The sequence below is a fragment of the Aeromonas sp. R6-1 genome, assembly GCF_040908165.1.
Classification (GTDB): Bacteria; Pseudomonadota; Gammaproteobacteria; order Enterobacterales; family Aeromonadaceae; genus Aeromonas; species Aeromonas caviae.
Map to the genome: position 1 here is coordinate 22,624 of NZ_JBFODF010000019.1, position 12,995 is coordinate 35,618.

The 12,995-nt window shown below is 61.7% G+C and carries 14 protein-coding genes and 1 pseudogene; 9 read left to right on the forward strand and 6 right to left on the reverse strand.

Annotated features, from left to right (window positions below; genetic code table 11):
* Positions 1-25: 25 nt before the first annotated feature.
* Entirely contained in the window at positions 26-1,003 is a 978-nt protein-coding gene (locus AB5Y68_RS04455; RefSeq protein ID WP_039040406.1) for a LysR substrate-binding domain-containing protein, read from the reverse strand.
* Positions 1,004-1,295: 292 nt separating this feature from the next.
* Here AB5Y68_RS04455 and tatA point away from each other — a divergent pair, with 292 nt between their 5' ends.
* The 3 genes from tatA to AB5Y68_RS04470 all read left to right on the forward strand — a co-directional run bounded on the left by tatA (position 1,296) and on the right by AB5Y68_RS04470 (position 3,411).
* Entirely contained in the window at positions 1,296-1,460 is a 165-nt protein-coding gene (gene tatA, locus AB5Y68_RS04460) for a twin-arginine translocase TatA/TatE family subunit (protein ID WP_010672592.1), read from the forward strand.
* Positions 1,461-1,470: 10 nt separating this feature from the next.
* Positions 1,471-1,773 (forward strand): DUF406 family protein, encoded by a 303-nt coding sequence (locus tag AB5Y68_RS04465; protein ID WP_039040407.1) that lies wholly within the window; start codon positions 1,471-1,473, stop codon positions 1,771-1,773.
* A 216-nt stretch (positions 1,774-1,989) separates the two neighbouring features.
* On the forward strand, positions 1,990-3,411 hold the full coding sequence (locus AB5Y68_RS04470) for a lytic transglycosylase F (RefSeq protein WP_039040408.1): 1,422 nt from the start codon (positions 1,990-1,992) through the stop codon (positions 3,409-3,411).
* Between the two features lie 5 nt (positions 3,412-3,416).
* Here the strand turns inward: AB5Y68_RS04470 and AB5Y68_RS04475 are convergent, their stop codons facing one another.
* Positions 3,417-3,578, reverse strand: a complete 162-nt coding sequence (locus AB5Y68_RS04475; protein WP_200886023.1) for a hypothetical protein — start codon at positions 3,576-3,578, stop codon at positions 3,417-3,419.
* Positions 3,579-3,653: 75 nt separating this feature from the next.
* Here AB5Y68_RS04475 and AB5Y68_RS04480 point away from each other — a divergent pair, with 75 nt between their 5' ends.
* Entirely contained in the window at positions 3,654-4,907 is a 1,254-nt protein-coding gene (locus AB5Y68_RS04480) for a phosphatidylserine/phosphatidylglycerophosphate/cardiolipin synthase family protein (protein WP_039040409.1), read from the forward strand.
* A gap of 469 nt (positions 4,908-5,376) precedes the next feature.
* On the opposite strand, the gene AB5Y68_RS04485 is transcribed toward AB5Y68_RS04480, so the two are convergent.
* Positions 5,377-6,495, reverse strand: coding sequence for a fatty acid desaturase (locus tag AB5Y68_RS04485; RefSeq protein ID WP_039040410.1), 1,119 nt, complete (start codon positions 6,493-6,495; stop codon positions 5,377-5,379).
* Between the two features lie 149 nt (positions 6,496-6,644).
* Here AB5Y68_RS04485 and fabR point away from each other — a divergent pair, with 149 nt between their 5' ends.
* Together fabR and AB5Y68_RS04495 are read left to right on the forward strand one after the other, a co-directional pair.
* Positions 6,645-7,265: an HTH-type transcriptional repressor FabR gene (gene fabR, locus AB5Y68_RS04490; protein ID WP_010672598.1), complete on the forward strand. Its 621-nt coding sequence runs from the start codon at positions 6,645-6,647 to the stop codon at positions 7,263-7,265.
* A 19-nt stretch (positions 7,266-7,284) separates the two neighbouring features.
* Complete coding sequence (locus AB5Y68_RS04495) at positions 7,285-7,650, forward strand: YijD family membrane protein (RefSeq protein WP_010672599.1); 366 nt, start codon at positions 7,285-7,287, stop codon at positions 7,648-7,650.
* 33 nt (positions 7,651-7,683) lie between these two features.
* On the opposite strand, the gene AB5Y68_RS04500 is transcribed toward AB5Y68_RS04495, so the two are convergent.
* Together AB5Y68_RS04500 and rsmD are read right to left on the reverse strand one after the other, a co-directional pair.
* On the reverse strand, positions 7,684-7,998 hold the full coding sequence (locus AB5Y68_RS04500) for a DUF1145 domain-containing protein (protein ID WP_010672600.1): 315 nt from the start codon (positions 7,996-7,998) through the stop codon (positions 7,684-7,686).
* Positions 7,982-8,611, reverse strand: a complete 630-nt coding sequence (gene rsmD, locus AB5Y68_RS04505; RefSeq protein ID WP_039040411.1) for a 16S rRNA (guanine(966)-N(2))-methyltransferase RsmD — start codon at positions 8,609-8,611, stop codon at positions 7,982-7,984. The genes AB5Y68_RS04500 and rsmD overlap by 17 nt, the downstream gene beginning before the upstream one ends.
* Positions 8,612-8,721: 110 nt before the next feature.
* Here rsmD and ftsY point away from each other — a divergent pair, with 110 nt between their 5' ends.
* The 3 genes from ftsY to ftsX all read left to right on the forward strand — a co-directional run bounded on the left by ftsY (position 8,722) and on the right by ftsX (position 12,416).
* Complete coding sequence (gene ftsY / locus AB5Y68_RS04510) at positions 8,722-10,572, forward strand: signal recognition particle-docking protein FtsY (protein WP_368206928.1); 1,851 nt, start codon at positions 8,722-8,724, stop codon at positions 10,570-10,572.
* A 222-nt stretch (positions 10,573-10,794) separates the two neighbouring features.
* Positions 10,795-11,463: a cell division ATP-binding protein FtsE gene (gene ftsE / locus AB5Y68_RS04515; RefSeq protein WP_010672603.1), complete on the forward strand. Its 669-nt coding sequence runs from the start codon at positions 10,795-10,797 to the stop codon at positions 11,461-11,463.
* Positions 11,463-12,416, forward strand: coding sequence for a permease-like cell division protein FtsX (ftsX, locus tag AB5Y68_RS04520; RefSeq protein WP_029313524.1), 954 nt, complete (start codon positions 11,463-11,465; stop codon positions 12,414-12,416). Before ftsE ends, ftsX begins: the two co-directional genes overlap by 1 nt.
* 303 nt (positions 12,417-12,719) lie before the next feature.
* Here ftsX and AB5Y68_RS04525 read toward each other — a convergent pair.
* Positions 12,720-12,995, reverse strand: a pseudogene (locus tag AB5Y68_RS04525) (IS1595 family transposase); the annotation flags it as partial.

Sequence of the window (12,995 nt, forward strand, 5' to 3'; positions counted from 1 at the left end):
TCTTGAGCCCCGTTTTTTTTGCGCGTCAGGCGGCAGCGGCCGGGTCGTCCACCGAGGTTTCCAGCTTGCCCATGATGAGGGTGAGCAGGGTCTCCCGCAGCCAGCGATGGCCCGGATCCTCCTCGTGGCGCTGATGCCAGATGAGCAGGTGGGAGATGCTGTCCAGGGCGATGGGCAGCGGCAGCGGCACCAGGGGATAGACCTGGGTGGCGTGGCGGGCGTAGAGGCGGGAGAGGGTCACTATCATGTCCGAGTGCATGCCCATGCGCAGGGCCGCCTCGAAGGAGGGCACGGTCGCCTCGATCCGGCGATAGAGATCCTGCTCCGCCAGCTTGTGATCCAGCATCCAGCGATCCCGCCCCTCGCAGTAGGTCTGCACGTGGGGGTAGGCGAGGTAACGGGCGAGATCCCACTCGGGCTCCTGCAAGGCGGGGTGATCCCGCTGCACCAGGCAGGTGAGATCGTCGATGGTGAGCAACCGCTGGCAGATGGCGTTGGGCAGGGTGTCGAGGCGAAAATCCGAATTGATGCAGTTCTCCCGCACCGTGAAGGCGATATCCACCTGGCCCTGGCTCATCTCGGTCAGGCTGTGCTCGGTCCACTCCTCGTAGCGCAGGCGGATGCCAGGAGCCTGACGCTTCAGTTCGCTCAGGTAGAGGGGGGCAAACAGGGTGAAGGCGCTGTCCATGCTGGCAATGACGAACTCCCGCTCCGTGCTGGTGGGATCGAAGTCCGGCGGCTGGATCAGGTTGTCCAGGGAGAGCAGTATGGGCTGCAGTTGCTGCTGGAGATCCAGGGCGCGCGGAGTGGGATCCATCCCGTAGGCCGAGCGCACGAACAGGGGATCGTCAAAGGTCTCCCGCAACCGTCCGAGGGCCTTGCTGACGGCGGACTGGCTCAGGTGCAAACGGCGTGCAGCCCGGCTGCCGTTGCGCTCTTCCAGCAAGACTTGCAGGATTATCAACAAATTAAGGTCTATGCGTGCAAGCTGTTCCAGCAACATGATATGAATCCTCTTCAATTCCTAGATGAATATATACCATTTGTTTTCATATCTTGGCGATCCTATGCTCGACGGGTCTCTCGCCCTGGTGGCGGCTGGTACAGGATGTAGCGGTTGAGGGGACAAGTAGCACCGACTCATACGGCGGCCCATGGTCGCCGTATTTTTTTGCGCCTCGTCGCCGTTTTTGCGCGATTTTTTCGCCAACTTGCACCTGCCTTGATTTTGCCCAACAATCGATACGCTTTCTTTTGATACAACCTCCAGGTATCTAACAGTCAGGAGTCTCCCTATGGGACTGGGTGGCATTCATATCTGGCATCTGCTGATCCTGCTCGTGGTCGTCGTCGTGGTGTTTGGCAGCAAACGCCTGGCTGGCGCCGGTGAGGATCTGGGCACTGCCATCAGGGATTTTCGCAACGCCTTGCGCGACGATGACAATATCCGGAATAAGTAGGAGTGAACGTATGTCTGTAGACGAGAAAGTGGAACTGAACGAGACCTGTGACAGTTGCGGCTGTTTCGCCGAAATTGGCACCATCATCGGCGAAGGTGACGACGTCATGGAGCTGGTGATCGAGGCCGCTGCAGAAGCCGACGCCCGCGAGAAATTTGCGGCTTACGAGGCGCTGGCCAAGCAGGTCACTGCCGAAGCCAAAAGCAGCTGCGAGCTGAGCCGGGGCCCGGATGGCGTGATCCTGAAGGCCCGCCTGCAATTCACCTGCACCGCCGAGAAGCTGATCTTCGAGATGCGCGCCCGCTCCCTCTGAGATCGTGATGACACGGCAGGCTTGCCTGCCGTCTTGCTCTGCCCCTCGCTTTTTCCCTCCCTTTGCGTTGTATAGTGAGTTATCCCACGGACGATCCGTTTTCCGTCCGGCATGCGCCGATCGGCAGAAGATCCCGCGACGCCCCATGACTTGGCGCAGGCGCCTTCTCTGACAGACCCGACGGTGCGCACCGGCCCACAGCGAGGTGGTTAAATCATGATGCGGCGATGGATCTGGGCCCTGCTGGCTCTCTGCTCTCTCCCTCTGCTGGCGGCGGATCTCAAGCCGCAGTTGCTGCCCCAGGCCGGTGATCTCGAACACATCCTGCAAAAAAAAGAGCTCAGGGCCCTGGTGGTCTATGAGCGGGGGTTTTTCTTTTTCGACAAGGGAGCCCAGTACGGCATCCTGGTCAATCAGCTTCAGGGATTCGAGCGCTGGTTGAACCAGACCTACCTGGCCAAGGAGAAGCTCAAGCTCAAGATCATTTATATCCCGGTGCGCCAGGACAAGCTGCTGGACTACCTGGCCGAGGGGCGTGGGGATCTGGTGGCCGCCAACCTGACGGTCACCCCCACCCGGCGCGAGCAGGTGACCTTCTCCCAGCCGCTGATCGCCCCCATCGAGGAGTGGGTGGTGAGCCAGCGGGATCTCCCTGCCTTCAATCGCATCACCCAGCTGTCCGGCCGGCGGATCTGGGTGCGAGCCAGCTCCAGTTATTTCGAGAGCCTGCACCAGCTCAACTGGCTGTTTCGGGAGCTGGGGTTGCCCCCGGTCTACATCGAGACGGTTCCCGAATACCTGCAGGACGGGGACCTGCTGGAGATGGTGTCAGCCGGGATCATTCCGCTGACGGTCACCGACAGCTTCAAGGGGCGGATCTGGCTCGACATGATTGGCGGCCTCAAGGCCCACAGACTGATACCGCTGCGGGACAAGGGGCGCAGCGCCTGGGCCCTGCGCAACAACAGCCCGGAGCTGCTCAAGGCGGTGAATGCCTACATCTCGGAGTCGAGCAAGCGGACCCTCTACAGTGACATGACATTGCGCCGCCTGCTGGCGCAGAGCGATCGCATGAGCAACATACTGGCGCCGGACCCGCTGGGGCGCCTGTCGACCATTCGCAAGGTACTGGAGGCCCAGGCGGACAAGTATCAGCTGGACTGGCTGATGCTGGCCGCGCTGGCTTACAAGGAGTCGGGGCTCAATCCCAATGTCGGCTCTCACCGGGGGGCCGTCGGCATCATGCAACTGCTGCCGAGTACCGGCAAGGAGGTGGGGATCCGAGGCGCCAGACTCACCAGTCTGGAGGGCAATGTGGAGGCGGCCTGTCGCTACATGCGGTTCATCCTGGACACCTACTTCAATGATCCCGGGATGGACAGGCTCAATCGCCATCTGTTCGCCCTGGCCGCCTACAATGCGGGTCCGAACCGTGTCCAGGCATTACAGGCCAAGGCGGCCGACAAGGGGCTGGATCCGAACGTCTGGTTCGGCAACGTGGAGCAGCTGGTGGCCAACGACGTGGGCCAGGGGCCCATCAACTACGTTGGCACCATCTACAAATACTACGTAGCCTACCGTTTCAGCCTGCCCCAGCTGGAGGGCAAGTCAGAGGCCATCGAGGCGGTGCAGCCCTGAGCCTGTCAATGCTGGCCGGGGAGGGGATCCTCGTGATGCTGCGCAAGGGGCTCCCAGCCCAGATCCCGGTGCTGCTGGTACCAGGGCATCAACAGCCTGGCCAGGGTGGGATCCGGTTGGCTGGCATGGGGTCTCTGACTGAGGGAGGGGTGGTCGCGCAGTTCCATCATCGGCTCCTTGACACTGGGCTATCGGGGCGGTTGTCTGGGTTATGCCACCACCAGATGACAGGGAGATGACCCTTGATCCCCGCCGAGTTTGCCTTGCTCGCCGATCCCGGTGCCGCCCTGAAGGCCCGATGCCAGTTGATCCGCCAGGCCCGCCACCGGATCCTCGCCCAGTATTACAGCTGGGAAGAGGACGGCAGCGGCAAGCTGCTGCTGGCGGAGCTGGTGCGGGCGGCCCGGCGCGGAGTGGTAGTGCAACTGCTCATCGACGATCTCTACGGCGGGGAGAACCGCTTTCTGGAGGCGGTGGCGGCGGAACCGGGCATCGAGGTGCGCCTGTTCAACCCCTTCTGGCTGCGGGGCTGGCGTCCCCTTACCTTGCTGCTGGAAGGAGTGCTGAGCTTTCGCCGCATCAACCACCGGATGCACAACAAGCTGCTGCTGGTGGATGGCAGCCAGGCGGTGATCGGCGGGCGCAACATCGGTGATCGTTACTTCGGGCTGGGGATGCCGCCTCACTTCATCGACCTGGATCTGCTCTGCCGCGGCCCCCTCTGTCAGCAGGCCGAGCAGGGGTTCGCGCTGTTCTGGCACAGTCGCTGGAGCCACCCGGTCCGTCGCCTGTTGAGGCGCCCCTTGTTGCCAGCCGAAACCCGGGCCCTGAACGACTTCCTGCTGACCCTGACAGACCCCGCCATGGCGGCCGCCTATGATCTGCCGGCCACTCTGTTTGATGAGTGCCCCGTTCCCCTTTGCTGGCATCCCGGGCGAGGGCAGTGCTGGTTCGATCGCCCCGGCAAGGGGCTGGTCGCCCGGCCGACCACGGCGCCCCTGCTGGGACGCATGCTGGCGAGCAATCAGGGGGCCCTGAGGTTGGTGAGCCCTTACCTGATCCTGACACGGGGGCTGCGTCGCCGGCTCAAGGGGCAGCGACGGCAGGGGGTCGACATCGAGATCCTGACCAACTCCCTGGCCAGCACGGATGTGCCCCTGGTCTATGGCGCCTATCGACGTCACCGCCCCTGGCTCGAGCGTCAGGGGATCACCCTGTTCGAGCTGACGACGGAGGCGTTCAGTCTGCATGCCAAGCTGATCCTGATGGGGAAGGAGGAGGCGCTGCTCGGCAGTTTCAACCTGGATCCCCGCTCCCTGATGCTCAACACCGAGCTGATGCTGCACCTCCATAGCCCGACGCTGTGCGACGAGTTGCAGCAACTCATCGATGGCTGGTTGCAGCAGGCCGTGCACCCGGTGGTGGCGTCCCCCTCTGCATGGCGGCGCCTGCTGGCGCAATTGAGCGATTGGTTACCTTTGCATCGTTGGTTGTGAGTGGGATCCGCCTTGTGCGAGATCTCGCAAAGCCTTGTGCGCCTTCGAGGATAACGTTTGCCATCCAAAGACGGGACTGGATTGTATAGTATTGTTTTTAATCGATTTATATTAAGAGTGCAGTAACAATCCAGGGGCCTCGACTGCATAGCGGTGCGTGTAGAACGGTTTTTTATTTTATTTAACTGCGTAGTATCTCGAGTGCAAGGACAAACACGGCGGCTGGTCTGCCGTGTGGGTGACGGCAACAGGGGAAATGGGCCAACCGGATTGCTCCGGCAGGCGAGGCGGATCGGGAGCGGAAACCCGTGATGCCAGACAGACCCCCGTGGTTGCGGGAGCCCAATATGGAACATGCTATTTGCGAGGGGGTGACATGCGAATGTTGCCCCATTTTTTTATGCCCGCCGTCTGCTTGTCCAATCAAAAAGACCGCCTACTGGCGGTCTTTTGCGTGATGTTTCGGCGATCAGGCGAGGCCCGCCAGCAGACGACTCCAGTTGCGCTTGGCAACGAGGAAACCGTCTCGCAACGTGCGGTACTCCAGTTGCAGCCTGAGCCTGTCGTAGCGTGCGAGGGCTGTGCGCTTGCGCTGCTCCAGCAGTGACTTGCGGCTGGCATAGTAGTGCTGGATCTGCAGGCTCAGCTTGTCGTACTCCTCCTGCAGCAGTGCTTGCCAGCGTTCCCTGTCATCCTGCTTGTGCACTCTGGCCTGGGCGCGCTTGAGCTGCATCTCCAGCCTGGCCTGTTCGATGCGTTCCTCCGGGCAGGATCTCAGGTCTTTGGCGAGCCCGCACCAGGCGGCGGTGCGGATCAGCCACTTGGTGGGGTCGAACTGCCACCATTGAATGCCGTTGCGGTAGTCGTTCTCGAACAGGTGATGGAAGTTGTGATAGCCCTCGCCAAAGGTGAAGAATGCCAGGATGCCGTTGTCCCGGGCGCTGTTGCGATCCGTGAACGGCTGGCTGCCCCAGATGTGGGCCAGGGAGTTGATGAAGAAGGTGGTGTGATGGGTCATCACCATGCGCAGCACCCCGGCCAGCAGCATCATGCCGAGCAGATCCCCGTGCAAGAGGCCGAGCAGCAGCGGAATGCCGATGTTGGTGACCAGGGCCAGAGCCAGATAGTGCCTGTGCTGGAAGGCGACCACGGGGTTGTTTTGCAGGTCGCGCACATTGCTGTAGTCGTGGTAGGTATCGCGCTGGTATTCCCGCAGCATCCAGCCGATGTGGGAGTACCAGAAGCCGCGACCCGCACTGTAGGGATCCTTCTGGTTGTCATCCACGTGGCGGTGGTGGCGGCGATGATCCGAGGACCAGTGCAGCGCCGAGTTCTGCAGGGCGAGCGCGCCTCCGATGGCGAAGATCCATTGCAGGGCCGGGTGCGCCTTGTAGGCCTTGTGGGACCAGAGCCTGTGGTAGCCGGCGGTGATGGAGATGCCGCAATAGCAGAACAGCAGCAGGAAGCAGAGCCACTGCCAGAGGTCGTAGCCCTGGCTCAGTCCATACCAGGGGACCGCTATCAGTGCCGTCAGCCCGGAGAGGGCGAACAGCAGGGTGTTGGTCATGATGATCGGGGGGCGGTCCATTTCACTCGGCTCCTTTCAGCGAACAGCTGTTCACTATTCTCCATTGAGCCGGAATGCGGGTCAATGGTAAAAAAGTCGGAGACAAACCTGATCCCGGCCCCGCCTTCGGGTTATCATCTGGCCTCGCTAATCTCAAGGTGACTGTTTTCGTGGGTATTCGCGCGCAACAAAAAGAAAAAACCCGGCGTACGCTGATCGAGGCGGCGTTCAGTCAACTCTGCGCCAACCGCAGTTTCTCCAACCTCAGCCTGCGGGAAGTGGCCAGAGAGGCGGGCATAGCGCCGACCTCCTTCTATCGCCACTTTCGGGACATGGAAGAGCTGGGGCTGACGCTGGTGGACGAGGGAGGGCTGACCCTGCGCCAACTGATGCGCCAGGCGCGCCAGCGCATTGCCGGTGGTGGCAGCGTCATCAGCACCTCGGTGCAGACCTTCATGGAATTCGTCGAAAACAACCCGAACATCTTCCGGCTGCTGCTGCGCGAGCGCTCCGGCACCTCGGCTGCATTCCGTCAGGCGGTGGCCCGGGAGATCCAGCACTTCATCGCCGAGCTGACCGATTATCTGGAAGCCACCACGCAGGCGCCACGGGAAGAGGCCTATATCCAGGCCGAGGCCATGGTGACCATCGTCTTCAGCGCCGGTGCAGACGCCCTCGACATGACTCCGGAAGAGTGCAAGGCACTGTCGGAGCGCACCATCAGCCAGTTGCGGATGATCGCCATGGGCGCCGAGGTGCAGAACCGCAAGCGCCACGAATCTCTCACATAACGCAAGGATGGACAGCCTCATGCATGAACCGAACGCGATTCCGAAGAAGCCCCTGGTGCTGGCCCTGCTGATCGGTATCTGTGGCGATGCCTTCCTGTCGGCCTTGACGGAGTCGGTCGTCCCCTTCTCCTTCTACCCCCTCATCGCCCTGTTGCTGGCGGCCAGCCAGCTCTATCAGCACTATCGCCATGAGCCCATGGTGGGCAACACACCCAGCTGCATCCTGCTCTGCTTCTTTATCGGCGTGTTCGGCCATTCTGCCCTGGTCAAGGTGCAGTACCCCGAGCTTGGCAGCAACTTCTTCTCCCTCATTGCCATGCTGCTGCTGCTCGCCGCTCTCTCCATCAAGCTGGGAATCAGCCTCGGAAAAACGCAAAAGGAGTGACGAATCACTCCTTCTGGTCGGGCCGGGGGTGGCCTAGTCGGCCCTGGGGGGAGTCTCTCCCTTCTTCCTGGCGTCTATGATGGCCTGCAGCTTGGTGCGGATATCCATCATGCCGAACACCCCGAAGATCAGCACCTGGGTGAATTCGAGACGAGTGACCGCGAAGTAGGGTTTGCAGGCCGCCTTGATCATGCTGGCCTGTACCCAGTGCATCAATATCACGATGACGCCGCACACCGGCAGAAAGCCGTTCAGTTTGCCCGGCAGGGTGCCCAGCAGGGCGAGTGCCACACCGAACCAGAAGAACAGCAGCACCCCCATCGCCAACAGATTAAACACCCGCTTCATCGTTTACCTCCCGTACATAGAGTTGATAGCAGACCTGACCAGCCTGCTTGTCCTTGAGTAGTGTCCAGCTGGCGGGCAACGTCAGATCGGCCATCTCTTTTTCCCGCTCCAGATAGATGAGGGCATCGGATGCCAGCCAGCCGCGTTGCTCCAGCAGCTCGCACACCTGGGGCAGCAGCTCGCGACGAAACGGTGGGTCCAGAAAGACCAGATCGAAGGGGGTGGCCGGGCCTTGCAGCCAGCTCACGGCATCGGCCTGGATCACCTGCCCCTGGCTGCTGCCCAGGGTCGTCAGGTTCTTCTTGAGCTGGTCGGCGGCGCCTCTGTCCATCTCGATCAGGGTGACCTGTTCGGCATAGCGGGACAAGGCTTCCAGCCCCAGCCCGCCGCTGCCGGCGAACAGATCCAGGCAGCGGGTACCGCGCACGTGGGGAGCCAGCCAGTTGAAGATGGTCTCCTTGACGCGATCCGTGGTGGGTCTGAGCCCTTCCACATCCCTGACGGGGAGTTTGCGCCCCTTCCATTGGCCGCTGATGATTCGTACCACGCCCGCTCGCCCCTGGGGGGCCGGGCTCTTGCTCGGGCTGTTACGGCTGGATTTCACTCTGGGCATCGCGTTTCGTCGTCAGAAAATAAAGTGATAGTATAAGGCGGTTCATTTTTATGCCGACCCGCCGAGGGACGGCTATCTTAGCAGTCAGCCTTTGATGTGAGTATTTTTAGATGGCAAAAGGTTTGTTTTCCTGGCTGGGTTTCGGCCGCAAGAAAGAAGAGGCTGAGGCCGTTCCATCGCAGGCGCCCGACGCTACCCCGGCGGTAGTCGAGTCGGAGGCCGCCGCTGTTCCCGCGCCTGTCGCCGATGTTGCCCCGGCTGATGCCCCCGCCGCCAAGCCCGAAGCGCCGCTGAGCGGCCCTGACGAAGGCCCCCTGGTTGTGGAAGAGCCGGAGGGCGAGCTTGAGCCCGTCATCGTCAATGAGGCCTTGATCGCCACCGAAGCCCAAGTCGCAGACGAAGCCATTGTCGCCGCCGAAGCCCGCGCCGCAGAAGAAGCCCGTGTTGCCGCCGAAGCCCGCACCGCGGAAGAGGCTCGTGTTGCCGCCGAAGCTCGCGCTGCAGAAGAGGCCCGTGTTGCCGCCGAAGCCCGCGCCGCAGAAGAGGTCCGTGTTGCCGCCGAAGCTCGCGCCGCAGAAGAAGCCCGTATTGCCGCCGAAGCTCGCGCTGCAGAAGAGGCCCGTATTGCCGCCGAGGCCCGCGCTGCGGAAGAGGCTCGCATCGCTGCCGAAGCCCGCGCCGCGGAAGAAGCCCGTATTGCTGCCGAGGCCCGCGCTGCGGAAGAGGCTCGCATCGCTGCCGAGGCTCGCGCCGCAGAAGAAGCCCGTATTGCCGCCGAAGCCCGCGCTGCGGAAGAGGCTCGCATCGCTGCCGAAGCCCGTGCCGCGGAAGAAGCCCGTATTGCCGCCGAGGCCCGTACTGCGGAAGAGGCTCGTGTTGCCGCCGAAGCTCAGGCTGCCGAGGAAGCCCGTGTCGCCAAAGAGGCCCAGCGAGCGGAAGATTTGCGTCTGGTCGCCGCGATGGAGGCTGAGGCCGCTGCCCTGGCCGCTCTGCCACTTGCCGCCAAGGTGGACGACGACACTCAGGAGAAGCCGCAGCGGGAGGGCTTCTTTGCCCGCCTCAAGCGCAGCCTGGTGCGTACCAGGGAGAATATCGGTTCCGGTTTCTTCGGCCTGTTCAGCGGCAAGAAGATCGATGACGATCTGTTCGAAGAGCTGGAGACCCAGCTGCTGACCGCCGATCTTGGCGTCGACACCACCACCCGCATCATCGAGGGGCTGGTACAGCACGCGGACCGCAAGCAGCTCAAGGACGCCGAGGCGCTCTACGGTCTGCTCAAACAGGATATGGGCGAGATGCTGGCCAAGGTCGAGCAGCCCCTGGTGATCGACACCAGCAAGAAGCCTTACGTCATCCTGATGGTCGGCGTGAACGGCGTCGGCAAGACCACCACCATCGGCAAGCTGGCCAAGCAGTTCCAGGCCGAGGGCAAGAGCGTGATGCTGGCCGCTGGCGATACCTTCCGTGCTGCCGCCGTCGAGCAGCTGCAGGTGTGGGGTCAGCGCAACAACATTCCGGTGATTGCCCAGCACACCGGTGCCGACTCCGCTTCCGTCATTTATGACGCCATCGAGGCTGCCCGCTCCCGCGGGGCTGACGTGCTGATCGCCGATACCGCTGGCCGCCTGCAGAACAAGAGCAACCTGATGGAGGAGCTCAAGAAGGTGGTGCGGGTGATGAAGAAGCTGGACGATGCGGCGCCCCACGAGATCATGCTTACCCTGGACGCAGGCACCGGCCAGAACGCATTGAGCCAGGCCAAGCTGTTCAGCGAGGCGGTGGGCCTGACCGGCATCACCCTCACCAAGCTGGACGGCACCGCCAAGGGTGGCGTCATCTTCGCGGTGGCCGACAAGTTCCAGATCCCGATCCGCTACATCGGGGTGGGCGAGGGGATCGACGATCTGCGCCCGTTCGTCGCCAACGACTTTATCGAGGCGCTCTTCAGCCGCGAAGAATAAATCCGGCTGACATGAGTCGGCCCGGCCGTGACGAGCACGTGTTCCATACCCCGACTCCGGTCGGGGTATGTCACTATGAGGGCGCAGGCATGGCTCATCCAGGCAAGGATGACATGTGGCATGCTTGTGACCGGTGTTGTCATCCAGGTGTTGTGCCGGTACGGGGGAGTGAGCGCCCCATGCTTTATCCCGGTCGGGGTTTGTCAATCTCAGGGAACCGTTATGATTCGTTTTGACAAGGTCAGCAAGGTCTACAGTGGCGGTCATCAAGCGCTGCAAAAGGTCAGTTTTCACCTGCGCAAGGGGGAGATGGCCTTCCTGACCGGCCATTCGGGGGCGGGCAAGAGTACCCTCCTCAAGCTCATCAGCGTGATGGAACGGCCGACCGACGGCCGCGTCTTCTTCCACGGCGATGACGTCAGCCACATCCAGCGCAGTCAGATCCCCTACGTGCGCCGCCAGATCGGCATGATCTTCCAGGATCACCGCCTGTTGATGGATCGTACCGTGTTCGACAACGTCGCCCTGCCCCTGGTGATCGATGGCTACAGCCATGGGGACATCAACAAGCGGGTGGCGGCGGCGCTCGACAAGGTCGGGCTGCTCGGCAAGGAGCGCTACCAGCCGCGCATGCTCTCCGGCGGTGAGCAGCAGCGGGTCGGCATCGCCCGCGCCATCGTCAACAAGCCGCCCCTGCTGCTGGCGGACGAGCCGACCGGCAACCTGGATCCCCAGCTTTCCATGGACATCATGCGCCTGTTCGAGGAGTTCAACCGCTTCGGCGTCTCCGTGCTGATTGCCACTCACGATCTGGGGCTGATCGCCCGGATGCGCTACCGCACCCTGACCCTCAAGGCGGGTCGCATGTATTCGTCCGGGGAGGATCGCTGATGGCTATTGTTCGTCATAAACAGCCGCCGTTGCGTCGTTTGATGATGTATGGGGTGGATCACGTGCGCCAGGCCTTTGCCAGCCTGGGTGAGCTGTGGCGCAACCCGCTCGCCTCCCTGATGACCCTGGCGGTGCTTGGCGTGAGTCTGGCGCTGCCTTCCTGTTTCCACGTATTGCTGAAGAATGCCGAAGTGGTAGAGGGGAGCTGGCAGACCAGCTCCCAGATCTCCCTCTATCTGCGCAAGGATCTGCCGGAGCAGAGCATCCTCGACATGAAGCAGCGGATCCTGCTCTATCCGGAAGTGGAGTCCGTCACTTATATGAACCGTGACGAGGCGCTCAGGGAATTTCGGGAGATCTCCGGCTTCGGTGATGCCCTGGATTATCTGGACAGCAACCCGCTGCCGCCGGTGCTGAGCGTGATCCCGGATCCGCGCTGGCAGAATCCCGAAGGGGCCGCCGAGCTGCTCGCCAAGCTGGAGAACGAGCCCGGTATCGAGCAGGGCAAGCTGGATCTGCAGTGGTTGACCCGGTTGCAGGGGATCATGAACCTGCTGCGCCACACCATTACAGGTATCGCGGTGTTGCTGCTCTCCGCCGTGTTGCTGATCGTGGGCAACACCCTGCGCCTGAATATCCTGAACCAGCGTTCCGAGATTGAAGTGCTCAAGCTGGTGGGCGCGACCGATGCCTTCATCCACCGTCCCTTCCTCTATACGGGCATCTGGTTTGGGGTCATCGGCGGCATGCTGGCCTGGTGGCTGACCGAGGTGATGGTGATCTGGAGCGAGGGGGTGGTGAAGGAGCTGGCGGGGCTCTACAACAGCAACTTCCGTCTGGTGGGGATGGGGGCGTTCGACGGCTTCAATCTCATACTGCTGGGCGCCCTGCTGGGGTTGATCGCCTCCTGGTTCTCGGTGCACAGGCACATTCGCGACATAGAACCGTCCTGATTAATTTGTCAGCATTTTAAAGCGCTGGATTTTGCGAACTGGATCAAGTAAAAGAGTGGCCCGTTTCTGGCACGGGCCACTTTCTCAGAGTAATCTGAATGGTGTCTGTGCCGAGGATCATATGTGGATCCTCTGAACCTTTTGATTTATCAATGGTCTATTGACTGCAGCAGAATGAATACGGGTATGGCCCCTATGCCTTGCTCGTCTGACTTGGCAAGCATGTGAAGGTTGCGAGCTCCGCAACAATGGACTTAGCATGCTACTTTTCAGGGGTCCTTTACTGTGACCCCTTTTTTTTGGCTATGTCCCAATTACGTGTTGCATCGGGTGCCCTAGCGCCTCATGCAAACACATCTTGGTATTTACCTCCCTGCCGTAACGTTCCAGCATCCTGCGCCAGCCCAGATAATTCCTCAGGTAGTGGGTTGCGACTCCATGGAATCGTTCCATCCACTCCTTCAACCGCCGGTGATATCCGTTCACATGCTGGATGTGGTATGCCCCAATGACTCGCTCACCTCGACGGTTGTACACCACCTGATGTGTTATGCCCCGCGCTTGGCTGAAACTGGCATA